The organism is Mesorhizobium sp. M1066, from assembly GCF_040318635.1.
GTDB lineage: Bacteria > Pseudomonadota > Alphaproteobacteria > Rhizobiales > Rhizobiaceae > Mesorhizobium.
Map to the genome: position 1 here is coordinate 37,650 of NZ_JAMYMR010000024.1, position 14,723 is coordinate 52,372.

A 14,723-nucleotide genomic window follows, 5' to 3' on the forward strand; every position below is an offset into this window, starting at 1 on the left:
GATATAGAGCCAACCAACCCAGTCAACAAGCTTGCCGGCCTTGGTGCCTCTTTACATCGGTCGTCGGCAAACGCTCGTACTCAGTCCTTCAATCGCCGCAAGCGGCGCGTCAGGCCCTGGACGGCCTTGAGCAGCCGGGGACGCGACCGCGTCATGCCTTCGACCCGGCTGCGCAGCAAAATGGCTGCGTTCGCAGCCCTGCCCCGCACCGTCACCGGTTCGCAGATCTCGGCCAGTACCGAGCTCGAGGCCCCGATATGTTGCTTGTAGCCCTGGCCGCCGACCGACAGGTCGAAATAGTCGAAGCCCCGCTCGCATCCCCACACCATCAGCTTGCCCATCGTCGTCAGGCCAGGTGAGACATTGGCGACCGCATTCTGGTCGATGCCGAGCAGGAGGGCGTGAAGTGTGCCTTTTCTCACCAAAACATAGATGGAGGCAAGCCAGGCTTCACCGACGCGTAGTCCGAAGAGCCGCACCGATCCGTTGGACAGGCCTTGCAGCGCCGCGGCGCGGTAGAAATCGACGACCGGGGCCTGCGTCAGGAGGTCGAAACGCCCGAGCTCACGAAAACGCTTGAGCCGCAGTTCCAGCAGTGCATCCAGGAGCTCCTCGGCCAGGTCAGGCGTATCGGCCTCGACCAAAGCGAGGCCACCAAGCTGTTCGAAGCCGCGGCAATGCTTGCGGAAGGCCTTGGCAAAGGACGGCTTGCAGATCCGCTTGATGAGCGTCTCCGGATCGCCATGCAGGACGAGGCCGGAGGTGACCTGGATGGAGTCGCGCGCCACCGAAAGCAATGCCAGCGGATTGGCCACGCCGTGGACCTGCTGCGGAATTCCCGCGATATGGATGCGATCCGCCGCTGGCAGCACGGCACGGACCGCTGCCCACATGGCGTCGGCACTCTGCCTGGTCCACGCTCTCCCATCCGCCAGCAGCGGCACCGCGTAGTCGCACACGCGGCAGCTCAGCCATTCGATCACGTGGTGGCCGAGAGCCCGGCGCCGCATCAGCGGCAGCAGCATGGCCGGCGCGCCGGTCACGGCGTCACTCACCTCGACGAGGACCAGATCCGCGTCTTTGGGCATCAGCCGTGCGGCTATTCCTTCGACCCAGGCATAATGCTGGTGGGCAGTGCAGACGCCGTGAGCTTCAAGGAGCAGCCATAGCAGCCTTACGGTGTCGAAGCTGGTGTGCAGCCGAGCCGTGAAGTGCGCGGTTGCATCAACGTTGGCGACAGTCGGGGAAAATGGCCCACCGGGCAAATCCCTTATCGAAGTCGTTCCCGCCGCGTAGCTTGCCACATGCTTCTCCCGTCATTCTGATCCCCCACGCAGGCGCCGCAAACCCCGCATCAGTCCCTGGAGCCTCTTCAGCAGCCGAGGTTTGGAGCGCACGAACACCTCGGCCCGGTTGCGGATCTCGATGGCTGCGCTCACGGCGCTGCCTCGCACCGTAATCCCGTGGCAAAGCTCGCGCAGGCCCGAGCCCAAGGCACCCATATGTTCCTTATAACTCTGGTTGCCTACCGACAGGTCGAAATAATTGAAATCGCGCCCGCGCGCCCAGCTCATCAACTTGCCCATGATCAGAAGTCCCGGCGAGACATTGGGCACCGCGCCCTGATCGATTGAGATCAGCAGAGCATGAACGGTGACTTGATGGATCAGCAGGTATTGGACCGCGATCAGAGCTTCACCAACACGCAACCCGAAGAGCCGCACCGACCCATCAGACAGGCCCTCGAGAGCGGCGTTTCGATAGAAGTCAACAACCGTCGCCTGCGTCAGCAGGTCGAAGCGGCCCAGTTCGCGAAAGCGGCTGAGCCGCATCCGGACGAGGCCGCCGAAGATGACCTCCACCAGGGCCGGTGTGTCGGCTTCGACCAGTTCCACGTCGCCAAGCCGTTCGAGGCGACGCCAGTCCTTGTTGAAAGCCTTGACGAAGGATGGCCGGCATAGGCGCTTGAGGACGGTTTCCGGGTCGCCGTCGATGGCGAGGCCGAAGCTGGTATGCAGGGAATCGCGCGTGGCCGCGAGCAAGGCCAGCGGATTGGCGACGCCGCTGATCGATTGCGGAATTCCCCTGATCTGGATGCGGTCCGCCGGCGGCAGCACGGAACGCACCGCGGCCCACGCGGCCTGCGCCGACTGCGTCGTCCACGGGCTGGCATCGGCCAGCAGCGGTGCCGAATAGTCGCAAACGCCACAGCTCAGCCATTCGATCACCCGATGGCGGAAGGCCGGTCGCCGTATCAGCGGCACCAGCATTCGCGGCGCACCCGTGACGGCATCGTTTACCTCCACGATGAGCAGTTCCGCACCTTCCGGCATCAGCCGCGCGACGATCCCCTCGGCCCAGGCATAATTCTGGTGGGCGGTGCACACACCGTCCGCCTGGAGGCGCAGCCAGAGCGGCCTGGCCGCTTCCAGGCTGGTGTGGAGCCGCGCCGTGTAGGCATCGATGGCGACGACGGTAGCCGGATGGGAGGACTGGCCATCGGGCGAGCCGGCCACCGCAGCAATTTGCACCGCCTGGACTGCCATGTTTTTTCCTATCGCTTTGCCGTAGCGAACGGCAGCGTCCGCCGCCACGCGCCCAACCGGCTGTCGCGCGCCTCGTCGGGATGCTCGATATTCCACATGCGGTGATGCGCGAAATACCATGATGCCACGAGCACGAACATCTCGGAGACTGCGGAACCCAACAACGCCCACGGCGGAGACGCGATTGCCAGCAGGGCCGCGATCAGCGCCAGCCCGACGACCGCGCCGCCCGTGGTGATGAACGCGACGATCCGAAAATCGCCGAGTATCTCAAGCACGATGCGGGGCATGATATAGAGCATGATAGGGACAAAATTCGCGATCACGAAAAGTCCGATGAACCAGGTCGAAGCGTCCTGGAGAGCCTGGGATTTTATCATCGGCAGGACGAACATGATGGCACATCCATATGCAAGGCCGCCAAACCCCATGACGAGCGCCCAGATCTTGGCCTGCGTCCAGACACGGCCTGTTTCATTGTTCCGCATCAGCCTGGCGAGATCCGGCTGCGTCATGTTGACGAAAGCAAGGCTGATGATGCGCAGCGGGGCAAACAGCACCAGAACCGCCGCCAGAGGTGCGTAGGCGGCAGGACCGGCAATGCCGGCGACCAGCAGCGCCAGACATTGACCCTGGATGTTGGTGGTGGTCGCGCTGAATGCCGACCAGCGCAGCTGGGGCCAGAGCCGGACATAGCGTCGCCGCGTCGGCATGCGGAAGCTGATGCGAAGCGAGCGCCGAGCCAGCCGGACCAGGACGAAAATGCCGAACACATTTGCCGCGGCTAGTGCATAGAACACGGTCTGCAGCGGGTCTTGGACCAACCAGATCGACAGCCCGGTCAGGACACAGCCGGCGACTGTAAAAGCGCCATCGCTGATGGAGACGACAACCTGCTGGCGCCGTGCGAAGAAAGCCGTGCGCATATGGCTGCGCAACGACCAGGCACCGACGAAGCAGCCGGCGGCAATTCCGCTTGGGTCGCCAAGAACATGCATCAGGACTGCCGTGCCGACGGCCATCAGCAAAGCCACGATCAGCGCCGCCGTTCCGAACGCCACGTCATAGGTATCGACGCCGGCGCTGTTGGTGCTCTTGCTCATCCAGATGCTGGCGGGAACGGCGGTGAGCGACCTGATATAGGACAGGCCGACACCGCCCATCACCATGCCGATGGCGAAGAGGCCGTAGCCCTGCGCCGACAGCATGTGCAACAGCATGATGTTGAGGGCAAAATGAAAGCCGCTCTGCATCGCCTCGCCGCCGATCATCAGCACGAGGCGTCGAACCAGATGGCTCGGAAACGCTAACCTCACGGCCGCGTCTCCGCTTCGCGGGCAGCAGGCACCCTGCCCGGCCGCGCGATGGTCGTCTTCAGCTTGTCGGCGGCGATCGCGGTGATCGCCGCGGCCGCGACCGGCTCGCTGAAGATTGCCTCGTAGCGCGCGCGCCCGGCAGCGACAAACCCGCGCCAGGCCTCAGGGGCGAGGATGATCTCCTGCAATTTCGCGCCAAGAGCTGCTGCGTCGCCGGGCGGAACATGCCAGCCGGTCTCCCCGTCGCTGACCACTTCCACCAGCCCGCCGATCGCCGACACAAGCGGCGGCCGGCCGTAAGCCATCGCCTCTATGGCGACGCGGCCCAGCGATTCCGGACGCCGCGACGGCACGGTGACGATATCGGCCCATCGATAATGCTCCGAAGGGTCGGGAATGAAAGGCAGGACTCTGACGCGCCCGGTAAGCCCCATGGTTTCGACCAGTTCGGCAAGCGCATGCTCGCGCTCAGTGCTTTCGAAGGCGCCGCCGACCAGCCGCACCTCGATCCTCGCCTGGAGTTCCGCCGGCATCGAGGCGATCGCCTCCAGCAGGATTTCCTGCCCCTTGATCCGGTTGATACGGCCAAGCAGCAGCACCCGCAATGGGCGCTTGCCGTCATATGTCATCGGTTCGACTGCCGCCGGCCCGGCAACACCGTTGTAGACGACATATGCACGCGCCGCCTTGGGATCACCAAACGCGGCGTGTGTCGCGTGTGAATTGAAGATCAGATCCGCGTGGCTCCAGCGCATCAGGCCGACAAGTACCCTGCGCATGGCGCCTTCGGGGATTTCGTGGATGTGCAGGACGGCCTTGTGGGGAAGAAGGCGTGCGGCCAGCGCGTAGTCGGCCACGATCGAGGTGTTGACATAGACGAGGTCGCAATCCTTGAGGCGCCGCCACGCCCTGAACACGGCAACCGGCAATCGCGCCATCTCGACGGTCGCAAGGCGCGCAATGGCCTGGCGCCTCAGCACCCAGAGCGGTTCGAAGACGATCCGGCTGGCATGCGCTTCCAGAATCCGCACGATCGGCCCGCTACGCGGCAAAACCACTTCGATGTCGGCCGACGGAAACGCGGCGCGCAGCGCGGCAACGCTCTCCGCGAAGCTTCGGTCAGAACCATAGAGTTCATAACCCTGATGAACGCAGGCAATCCGCATCTTTATATCCCGCCGGGTGCTACAACCATCGCGCTGGGCGATTGTGGCAGAAGCCCGTCCGCAAGAATCATGCCTGGTCCGATACATCAGACTATCAGTTGATATGTCCAACTATCGGTTCGATACGCCCGACTGCCGGCCGTACGCCCCAGGCATTGCTTCGTTTCGATACAGCTACGCACAGAAGGGTTGACCGAGAATGAAACAACCACAGGGTTCAACACCGTTTTTTTACAACCCCGCGCGATGATCCCTCGCAGGATACCGAAATCGGGAGGTGGCACGGAAGTTGCCACCTGCTCATTATAAATTAAGCAATATCTAATATATGAGACATGTGAAAGTGCCGCCGGCCATGAAACCAGCAACGCCCGCCATTCTGATCCTGGGGACCCGCGGCATACCTGCGGCCCATGGCGGCTTTGAAACCTTTGCCGAAAAACTGGCGCTGTTTCTTGTCGGGCGCGGTTGGAAAGTCGGCGTCTATTGCCAGGATGAGGTCGAACGGATCGACCAGAGGGTGCGCAGCGAAACCTGGCGCGGCATCGAGCTCATTCACATCCAGGTCGCCTCCAAGGGACCGCGCGCGACGCTGGAATTCGACTGGCAATGCGCCCGCGACGCCGCCCGGCGACCGGGTGTTTGCCTGGTGCTCGGCTACAATGGCGCGGTCTTCCTGACCTGGCTCAGGCTGAAGCGACGCAAGATCTTCACCAACATGGACGGCATCGAGTGGCGCCGCCCAAAATGGGGAATGGCGGCGCGAACCTGGTTCTGGCTCAACGAATGGATCGGCGCATGGGCCTCGCATCGGCTGGTCGCCGATCATCCCGCCATCGCAGATCACCTGGCGACACGCCGGCCGCGCAACGCCATCGCCACCATCGCCTATGGCGCCGATCCGGTGACATCAGCGCCCGAGGCGCCGGTCCGGGCGCTCGGCCTCGAGCCCGGGCGCTATCTGGTCTCGATCGCCCGCATCGAACCCGACAACAACATCCTGCCGATCGTCGAAGCTTTTTGCTCCGCCAAGCGCGACATGAAGCTGGTGGTGCTGGGAACGCTGTCCGACGACATCCCCTATCATGTCGCCGTTCGCAAGGCGGCGAATGGCTCGGTGGTCCTGCCGGGCGCCATCTACGACCAGGCGACGGTCAAGGCGCTCAGATACCATGCCCGCGCCTATCTGCATGGCCACACGGTCGGCGGCACCAACCCCTCGCTGGTCGAGGCGCTGGCGGCCGGCAACATGGTGATCGCCCACGACAATCCCTACAACAGGTGGACCGCGGGGGCGGCGGCGATCTACTTCACCGGCAAGGACAGTTGCGCCGAGCGGATGCAGCAGGCGCTGGACGATAATGCCCTGGTCAAGGCCTGCGGCGTTGCCGCCAGGGCGCGCGCCCGCGAAGCCTTTCGCTGGGACGATGTCCTGCTCGCCTATGAAAATGAGGCCTATCATTTGCTCGGCGTGACCACCGCCAAGACCGCCGCGATGGACCACGTATCGCCAGGGACCGTATGACAGGCTGGTCGCGCCGGCGGGTGCTGCGGACGGCGCTTTCCACCGCGGCGGCTCTCGGCTCGCTCCCGGTCGCGCCAATCGCTCGCGCCGCCGCGCCACGGTTTCGGCGCGGTGTCAACGCCTGGCCCTGGTTCTCGCTGACGCGCGAATTTCCCGCTCCGCGCACCGACTATGGCTGGCCGCCCTTCCAATCGCAACGGCCGGTGCCGACCCCGGACGACCTGCGTCGGCTGCGCAGGACCGGGCTCGATTTCATCCGTCTGCCTGTTGATCCCGGCCCTTTCCTGGCCGCCGACGCCACCACGCGCGGCCGGTTGCTGGACATGCTGGACGCGGCTGTCACGGCCACTCTCCACGCCGGTCTCGGCATCACCGTCAACATCCAGGCCAATGCCGCCACCCATTATTGGAACCCCGACCGCATGGTCTCCAGCACCGCGGCGCCCGCCTTCGATCTCTACCGCGGGCTAGTCGGCGAGCTTGCCGGCAGGTTGGCGCGGTTCCAGCCCGGCAGGGTGGCGCTCGAGCCGGTCAACGAACCGGCGCAGGCCTGCGCGTCGAACGTCTGGTTGCAAATTCAGCTCGCGCTTCTGACCGCGGCAAGGGCATCGGCAGCGACCCTGCCGCTGGTCGTCACCGGAGGCTGCGGCTCGATGGTGAGCGGACTGACCGCGCTCGATCCGGCACCGCTGTCGCCCTTCGAGCCGATCCTGTTCACCTTCCACTTCTATGAGCCCTATCTGTTCAGCCATCAGGGCGCGCCCTGGATGCGCGAGCCTGTCTACCGGTCGCTCAACAATGTGCCGTGGCCGGCATCCGCCGGCTCGCTGGAACAGACGCTGGCATCGGTCAGGGCCCGCATGGCGCAGGACACCGAAACCCCTGAAGACGCCAAGCAGGCCGCCTATGCCGAAACCGAGCGTGTGCTGAAGGTCTATTTCGACGCCCAGCCCGACCGCTGGTTTGTCGACAAGTATCTTCGCCAGGTTCGCGACTGGGGAGATGCGCATGGCCTTGCGCCGGAACGCATCATCATGGGCGAGTTCGGCGCGCTGCGCACCGACGCCCGCTATGTCGCCGCGCCCAACCCGGATCGCGTGCGCTACATCGCCGATGTCAGGCGGAGCGCCGAGGAACTCGGCTTCGCCTGGGCACTGTGGGATCTCTTCGATGGCATGGGCATGATGGACGACACCACCCGGGCGCTGGACCCGGCGGTGATCGAGGCGCTTGGCTTGGTTATGCCGGAGTAGGTCGGTTGAAGGCTACCACCAGTGGCAATCACTGACCTCAGGGATTAGCCGAAAGCCACCCTCTCTTCGTCATCCTAGGGCGGAGCAAGGAGCGAAGCGACGCGGCGCAGACCCTAGGATCCATGCCGGGACATTGAAGCGTCGCAGCGGTGAATAGCTCGACCGGCCGGAGCGCTTCTACCGATGACCAATCTCGGCCAAGACGGGAAGCGCGAGACGCTGGGTCTGCACCGCCGCGTCCTTCGATCTCCGTCGCGGCATGGATCCTAGGGTCTCCGCGACGGAGCTTCGCTCCTGCTTCGCCCTAGGATGACGAAGCGCGGCGAGCCCAAAGCTAATCGCGGAGGTTTTCGTTCGTCATGTCCAGGTTTGCGCCGGCTGCGCCCTTTGTCTCACCACCACCCGCGCCGGCCTATAAAGCACCAGCGCCAGCACCACGAACTTGGTCAGCAGCGTCGTCTTCGACGCGACGCTTTCCGAAGTGTTGATCAGGATGATCCAGCCCAGCATCGGCAGCCAGATACCGGCATGGCAGCGGCGCGCCACCTCGAACAGGAACAGCACGAAGCCGAACGTCAGCAAAAGGGTGAAGAAGGCGCCCTGATAGAGGACCGTGCGGATGATCGGATTCTCGATGCCCTGTTCGAGACCGTTGATACGGCGCAGACTGTCGATCAGCTCGACATCCGGCCCCACGATCAGATCGCGTAATTCCAGGTGCTTGAAGAGCTCGAACATCTCGACACGGGCATTGGCGCTGCCGCTGTCCGACACGAAGCGCTCCAGCAGCGCGTCGAAAAAGCCCAGATATGCCGCCACGATGATGACGACCGGCAGCAGCGCGGCAAGCATGAAGCCGAGTGCCGCACCCAAGAGATTGACGCGTCCCCGGCGCAATTTGCTGATGCCCTTGGAAAGCAGATAGCAACCGCCCAGCACAATCGTCATCACCATCGCCGAACGGCCGCCGAACGCGACGAGTGCCGCGCATTGCAGGCCGATCAACCCTATCCGCACAGGCGTCGACAGGGATCTGGCACCGGAGAGCAGCGCAAGCACGTAGATCGACGTCACCATGGCATTGGCGAGCGGATGCCCCTGCAGCGCGCTCGAGCGCAGATCGGTGGTAAACGCCACGCCGTCGAGGCGATAGGGAAAGATAAGCGTCTTGGTGGCGAACTCGAAAAGGGCAAGCAGCGCATTCGCCGTCATGACAACGTGAACGACGGTCTGCAGCCCGGCGAATGTCCGTTCGTCGTCTTCGCTGAGCATCAGCACCAGAAGTGCCGCGGCCACGAACGTATCGATCATGCCAGCCATGCCGGGCCGCTGCCTGGCGATGACGACGAACAAAAGCACGATCGATATGGCGGCCATCAGCGCGCTGGCCGGACGCCTGTCGGCGACATGCACTAGATAGCCGACCGGATTGCCGAAGGTGCAGGAGCGCCAGGCAAGCAGCAGCACGATGAGATAGGTGGACGGGTGGATCTTGGTCGCCGGGTTGCCGAACAGGCCATCATAATTGTAGCCGACCAGCCACAGCATGCCGCCCGAGATGCTGAACAGCACCGCTACCGCCGCGATCAGTCCGAAGCGCGTCAGCGCATCGAGCGACGTGCCGGCGCGGGGTGCGGCAACACCATGGTTCGAAGCGCTTGCGCTCCAACTGGCCGCCATGTCAGGCGGCCTCGCCGACCAGCAAGGCGGCTGTCGGCAGGCGGCCCATGACGGAGACCGCCTGCGAAGTCGTCGTGACGTCGCGCATCGGGGTGGCGTTCAGCGTGGCGACGAGCACGATCTCGTCGGCCATGGCGACCAGCGGCGAGGCATTGAGATTGTCGGCCAGCGCGCCGCCGTCGATGACGACGAGCTCGAAGCTTCGGCTAGCCCGCGCCAGCATCTGCTGCGCAAAATAGATGCCATGCGCTTCCTGGAAGACCGCCTTTGAGCGGCCCCTGCCCAGCACGGCAACGTTGCTGCCGGCGGCGTAATGGCTGACGGCCTCGAAGGCGTACTCGCCGCGCAGCACATCGAGGATTCCCGGCTGCGGATCCTTCTGGTCGCCGCCGCCGGCATTGGCATCGATGAACAGCACACGGCTGCCTCTGGATGCCGCGGCATTGGCCAGCAGCCGCGCCACCCGGCTGCGCTGCGCGCCCTCGCCCGGCGAAGATGTCACCAGGATGGAAGGCACCAGCGGCCAGTCCGCCGGACGCTGGCCCGAACTGAACATGCGCCTCAGCGCAAGGCCGACGACGGCATCGGTCTTCTGGCTGGAGGCGGCGGCACGCGCCCCGCCGAAAGGCCACCAGTGCCGGCCAGTGTCTGACCTTGCCGGCACCACGCCCAGCACCGGGGCGTCGATGGCCGATTGCATCTGGGTGCTGGAAAGCACCGTCGGCGAAGAATATTCGGCGATCAGCGCCAGACCGGTGCCGAGCCCGAGGCCGCCGAATATCGCGCCCAGCAACAGCAGCGGCAAAGGCGGCCAGCTCTTCTTCAAGGCGGGCATGGCATTGGAGATGATGCGCGCATTGGTGCTGTCGACATTGATCTGCTCGCGCGTCTCCTGGGCACGCTGGAGATAGTTCGAGTAGACGGAACGCAGCGCCTCGAGATCGCGCTGCAATTCGCGCAGCCGCACCGAGGCCTGGTCGGTGTCGAGCGACTTGCTCTTCATGCCCGCCACCTTGGCTTCCAGCGCCTGCTGGTTGGCCAGCGCCCGTTCGTAGTCCGTCTCGGTGGCGGTGGCGATGCGGCCGAGCTCGCGCGCGATCAGCTGGCGCGTGTCGCGCAACTGCTGCTGGGCTGCGATCAGCGAAGGATGACGCGGCCCCAGCTCCGTGCCGAGCTGCGAGACCTGGTCGACCAGCGTCGCCTCTTGCGCCCGCAGGCTCGAGATCACCGCCGAGCGCATCGCTTCCGAGGTCGCGTCCGCCGTGCCGCTCTGGCGGCGCATCTGGTCGACCTGCGCCTTCAGCGCCGCGGTGCGGCTCTGCGCCGCCGCAAGCTGCGTGTTGATCTCGGTCAGTTCCTGGTCGCTGACCAGATTGCCTGCCGCCATCACCATGTTGTTGGCGGACTTGTAGGCCTCGACGGCATTCTCGGCCTGCTGGACACGCTTGCGCTGCTCGTCCAGCCGGGCGGTGATCGACTCGGAGGCGTCCCTGGCCATTTTCGCGCGCGCGCTCGCCTGGTCGACCAGGTAGGCCTGCGCGATGGCGTTGGCCAGGAGGGCGGCCTTGTCGGCGCTCTTGGCGGTGACGATGACGTCGAGGACCAGGACCTTGTCGGCCCGCTTCACCGCCAGGCGCCGGCGCAGCGCGTCGAGTGTCTGCACCGACCTGTCGCCTTCGGCCGATGCCGAACCGAGCAGGCGCGACAGCAAGCCCTGCCCGTTGAATTCCGGATCCTGCGTCAGGTTTGTCGCCGCGATCGCCCGCATCAGCACGCCTGTCGACTGGACCACGCTGACCTGGCTCTCGACCTGCGTGATGCCGCCATCGGGTGAGATACGGCTGGGATTGACGTCGTTGGTGACCACCTGCAGGTCCTGCGGATCGATGAGGATTTCCGCCGCCGAGCTGTAGAGCGCCGGCGTAAAAAGACCGTAGAGAAGGGCGACCAGCGTCAGCAGCGCGACAGTGCCGAAGATCCAGAACCGGCGGCGCACCAGGATGCGCTTCAGGTCGCCCAGTTCGACAGTCGAAGCTGCGTACGGTCCCGCGCGTGCCGCATCCGGAGAGTGTTGCTGAGGAACCATGGGCAGGGATGATTGCATGGCTGCCTCCGACAATACTCCATATGCCGGCAAGATCAGTTTGCGGCGATAACCTAGCTATTCCTCCAACTGTTAAAACATTGTTAATTATGTTGAGAGGTGACGTGAATTTTGGCACGCGGTTTGCTTAAAAATATACATATCGAGGTGTTGGCTACGCAGCGAGCGGAGACGGATGCAGATGGGGTTACAATTTGACCGGACCGGCCTGGCCGGCAAGGCCGGGCACCGCCTTTTCGGACCTCCACCATGCAGATAAGTCTACGCCTGGACGGCGACTGCGTCCGCGCCTTTCATCTCACGCTGCTGGAGCGCCTTGCCGCGCTCGGCGACGTCGAACTGTCCGTCGATGTCAGGCCGGCGGGCGGCGGCATTCCGCGCAGCGCCGCGGCCCTGTTTCAACTCGAAACGGCGATACACGGACTGGCCCATGATGGACTAGCCAAGCGTGTGCCGCTTTCGGCGCTCGCGCCCTATCGGCGGTCCCCCGCTTCGCCCGACCTGGTCGTCGATCTCTGCGGCGATGTCAGGCTGGAAAGCACACGGGTCTGGCGCGTCACCTATGACGGCGCCAGCGGGGAAGCGGCCTTGCTGGCCCTGATCCTCGCCGGCCGCACGCCGCTTGCCCGCATCGAGGAGAACGGCGTTGCGATCGCCGCCGGGCGTCTGGGCACAGAATATGGCGGCATCGCGCTGGCGTCCTTCCAGGATATGTTGGCGCGCACAGCAAGCCTGATCGTCGCTGCCATGTCAGGCGCGGCAAAGTCGGTGCCCGATCTGCCAGAGCCGGCGCAGGCAGGCAGCCCGCCGCCAATGCCCTCGGCCGGCAAGCTTGGGGTCAGAGCCGGCAAGACGCTGGCGCGGCGGATCGTCCAGAAGATCTATCACCTTTGCTACAACGCGCCGCATTGGAAGGTCGGCTGGCGGCAAACCGGGGGCTCCGATCTGTTCGACCTGCGTGCGCATCCGGCGTCGGGATGGCAAGAGCTGCCGGACGATGGCAGCCGCTTCTACGCCGATCCGTTTCCCATCCTCTACCAGGGCCAGCTGACCCTGTTCGTCGAGGACTATATTCACCGGCTCGGCAAGGCCATCATCTCCGCCGTGCCCTTCGGCCCGGCAGGCCCGCTCGGACGACCTGAACCGGTGCTGGATCTGCCCTACCATCTCTCCTACCCCTTCGTCTTCGAGCGCGACGGCGAGGTCTGGATGGTGCCGGAAAGCTGCGCCAACGGCACGGTCGATCTCTACCGGGCCACCACCTTTCCCGGCGGATGGGTCAAGGAGGCGACGCTTCTGTCCGGTGTCGTCGCCAGCGACGCCACGCTTGTCGAGCATGGCGGCGCCTGGTGGCTGTTCGCCACCGTCCGCGACGGCGGCGGCGCCTTCTCCGACACGCTGCATCTGTGGTCGGCGCCGGATTTTCGCGGCCCCTGGACGCCGCACCCCAAAAATCCCGTGCTGATCGACATCGCCTCGGCGCGGCCGGCCGGCCGCATGGTCAGGCGCGGCAACGACCTGCTGCGCCCGGTTCAGGACTGCCGCAGGAGCTATGGCGCGGCGCTTGGCATCGCACGCATTTCTCACCTTGATTTGATCGGCATGGAGCAGGTCGTTGAAACCATCTTGCATCCAGGTGCGCTATGGAGTGGGCGTAAACTTCACACGCTCAACGAGGCTGGCGGCTTTGAGTTCATCGATGGCTCGGCGATCGCACCGCGCTGGAAGCAGCGGGCCCGCGATTAACCTAAACATTGGTTACTACCAGGCACGCGCTCCGGTTGCTTGCGGTTGATTCAGGTCCGGAAGATATTTTCTACCGGAGATTGTGAACGTGCAGTTGCCACCAGAAAGGGCAGCAGAATGAGTATCTCAGAGGCCTGCCCGGCCGAAGTCGATGTGGCGATCGTCGGTGCCGGAATGGCTGGGACCACCTTAGCCATGCTGTTGGGAAAAGCCGGGCGCAAGGTGGCGCTGATCGACCCGCACCGCGTCCACCACGAGGAGTTCCGGGCCGAGAAGATCGGCATGGATCAGATGCTGCTGTTCGAAAAGCTCGGCCTCGATGCAACACTCAAGCGTCTCGTCACCTCGACGACCGACACGCATGTCTTTCGCCTCGGCCAGTTTTTCGCGCATGAGAAGAAGGCTGAATTCACATTCTCCTACGGCGCGCTGATCAATGGCCTGCGCGATGCCTTGCCTGCGCAAGTGCCGCTGACGGTCGGCAAGGTAACCGAAGTCTCGACTGGACCGGACCGGCAGCGGCTTGTGCTGGCCGACGGCGCCGTCATCGATGCCCGCCTGCTGGTGGTGGCAACCGGCCACGGCGAGGCGGTGCGGCGCGCCGTCGGGGTGCAGCGTATCGAGCAATCGAAGGCGCACTCACTGTCGATGGGATTCGACCTCGCCATCTCGCCGCGCGATTTCGGTCATCAGTCCGTCACCTGCTACAGCAGGCGGGCTGCCGACCGTATCGCCTACATCAGCATCTTTCCCCTCGGCGACAAGATGCGGGCGAACATGTTCGGCTACCGGCAAGTGGCCGAGCCGTGGACGCGGGCGTTTCGCCAGGAGCCGCAAAAGATGCTCTGCGAACTGATGCCCGAAATAGCAGCGCGATGCGGCAACTTCGAAGTCGCTAGTCCTGTCGAGGTCAGGCAGATCAGTCTGAGCACCACGCAAGGCCATCGCCGCGACGGGGTCATCTTCATCGGCGATGCTTTCTGCACGACGTGTCCGACGCCGGGCGTCGGCATCGGGCGCGTGATGACCGATGTCGATCAGCTCCATTCGGTTCACATTCCACGCTGGCTCGAAACACCAGGCATGGCGGCCGACAAGATCAACGCTTTCTATGACGATCCGGTCAAGGTGGCTGCCGATGAGGATGGCATGCGGGTGAGTTACTATGCCAAGTCGATTACCGCCGACAGCGGACTGGAATGGCGCGTAAGGCGCCTGCGCAACAACACCGCGCGCCGGCTGATGATCATCGGCCGCAAGGTCCGGCATCTGGGACAACGGCGAGCGCACGGCATGGCGTAAGCCCGCGCTCTCTCGGCAGAAAGGCGCGGGCCGATCTGAGGCCCCGATCTTCGGCAGGCGATGGAGGGCACCACTTGCCGCACGC

The 14,723-nt window shown here is 64.5% G+C and carries 10 protein-coding genes; 4 read left to right on the forward strand and 6 right to left on the reverse strand.

From position 1 onward, the window contains the following. Positions 1 to 80 precede the first annotated feature (80 nt). Genes NKH52_RS24480 through NKH52_RS24495 form a run of 4 tightly spaced genes read right to left on the reverse strand, consistent with a single transcriptional unit; the run spans position 81 to position 5,028 of the window. A complete protein-coding gene (locus NKH52_RS24480; protein WP_352734430.1) occupies positions 81 to 1,304 on the reverse strand; it encodes a GNAT family N-acetyltransferase in 1,224 nt (407 codons plus the stop codon). Between the two features lie 12 nt (positions 1,305 to 1,316). Beyond that, positions 1,317 to 2,546 (reverse strand): GNAT family N-acetyltransferase, encoded by a 1,230-nt coding sequence (locus NKH52_RS24485; RefSeq protein WP_352734432.1) that lies wholly within the window; start codon positions 2,544 to 2,546, stop codon positions 1,317 to 1,319. A gap of 8 nt (positions 2,547 to 2,554) precedes the next feature. Then, positions 2,555 to 3,862: an MATE family efflux transporter gene (locus NKH52_RS24490; protein WP_352734434.1), complete on the reverse strand. Its 1,308-nt coding sequence runs from the start codon at positions 3,860 to 3,862 to the stop codon at positions 2,555 to 2,557. Next, on the reverse strand, positions 3,859 to 5,028 hold the full coding sequence (locus NKH52_RS24495) for a glycosyltransferase (RefSeq protein WP_352734436.1): 1,170 nt from the start codon (positions 5,026 to 5,028) through the stop codon (positions 3,859 to 3,861). The genes NKH52_RS24490 and NKH52_RS24495 overlap by 4 nt, the downstream gene beginning before the upstream one ends. Before the next feature lie 355 nt (positions 5,029 to 5,383). Here NKH52_RS24495 and NKH52_RS24500 point away from each other — a divergent pair, with 355 nt between their 5' ends. Both NKH52_RS24500 and NKH52_RS24505 read left to right on the forward strand, forming a co-directional pair. Further along, positions 5,384 to 6,553 (forward strand): DUF1972 domain-containing protein, encoded by a 1,170-nt coding sequence (locus tag NKH52_RS24500; RefSeq protein WP_352734438.1) that lies wholly within the window; start codon positions 5,384 to 5,386, stop codon positions 6,551 to 6,553. Continuing rightward, positions 6,550 to 7,806, forward strand: coding sequence for a glycoside hydrolase family 5 protein (locus NKH52_RS24505; protein ID WP_352734440.1), 1,257 nt, complete (start codon positions 6,550 to 6,552; stop codon positions 7,804 to 7,806). Before NKH52_RS24500 ends, NKH52_RS24505 begins: the two co-directional genes overlap by 4 nt. A 357-nt stretch (positions 7,807 to 8,163) precedes the next feature. On the opposite strand, the gene NKH52_RS24510 is transcribed toward NKH52_RS24505, so the two are convergent. Together NKH52_RS24510 and NKH52_RS24515 are read right to left on the reverse strand one after the other, a co-directional pair. Beyond that, entirely contained in the window at positions 8,164 to 9,486 is a 1,323-nt protein-coding gene (locus NKH52_RS24510; RefSeq protein ID WP_352734442.1) for a VpsF family polysaccharide biosynthesis protein, read from the reverse strand. 1 nt (position 9,487) lies between these two features. Further along, positions 9,488 to 11,590 carry a GumC family protein gene (locus tag NKH52_RS24515; protein WP_352734444.1) on the reverse strand — a complete coding sequence of 701 codons (2,103 nt, stop codon included), beginning with the start codon at positions 11,588 to 11,590 and terminating at the stop codon, positions 9,488 to 9,490. 249 nt (positions 11,591 to 11,839) lie between these two features. On the opposite strand from NKH52_RS24515, the gene NKH52_RS24520 reads away from it, so the two are divergent. Together NKH52_RS24520 and NKH52_RS24525 are read left to right on the forward strand one after the other, a co-directional pair. Beyond that, entirely contained in the window at positions 11,840 to 13,336 is a 1,497-nt protein-coding gene (locus tag NKH52_RS24520; protein WP_352734446.1) for a glucosamine inositolphosphorylceramide transferase family protein, read from the forward strand. Positions 13,337 to 13,453: 117 nt separating this feature from the next. Next, complete coding sequence (locus NKH52_RS24525; RefSeq protein WP_352734448.1) at positions 13,454 to 14,638, forward strand: FAD-dependent oxidoreductase; 1,185 nt, start codon at positions 13,454 to 13,456, stop codon at positions 14,636 to 14,638. The last annotated feature ends 85 nt before the right edge of the window (positions 14,639 to 14,723 follow it).

Coding starts and splice junctions, on each gene's coding strand:
- NKH52_RS24485 (WP_352734432.1), bottom strand. CDS start 2,546: ATGGCAGTCCAGGCGGTGCAAATTGCTGCGGTGGCCGGCTCGCCCGAT.
- NKH52_RS24495 (WP_352734436.1), bottom strand. CDS start 5,028: ATGCGGATTGCCTGCGTTCATCAGGGTTATGAACTCTATGGTTCTGAC.
- NKH52_RS24500 (WP_352734438.1), top strand. CDS start 5,384: ATGAAACCAGCAACGCCCGCCATTCTGATCCTGGGGACCCGCGGCATA.
- NKH52_RS24505 (WP_352734440.1), top strand. CDS start 6,550: ATGACAGGCTGGTCGCGCCGGCGGGTGCTGCGGACGGCGCTTTCCACC.
- NKH52_RS24510 (WP_352734442.1), bottom strand. CDS start 9,486: ATGGCGGCCAGTTGGAGCGCAAGCGCTTCGAACCATGGTGTTGCCGCA.
- NKH52_RS24515 (WP_352734444.1), bottom strand. CDS start 11,590: ATGCAATCATCCCTGCCCATGGTTCCTCAGCAACACTCTCCGGATGCG.
- NKH52_RS24520 (WP_352734446.1), top strand. CDS start 11,840: ATGCAGATAAGTCTACGCCTGGACGGCGACTGCGTCCGCGCCTTTCAT.
- NKH52_RS24525 (WP_352734448.1), top strand. CDS start 13,454: ATGAGTATCTCAGAGGCCTGCCCGGCCGAAGTCGATGTGGCGATCGTC.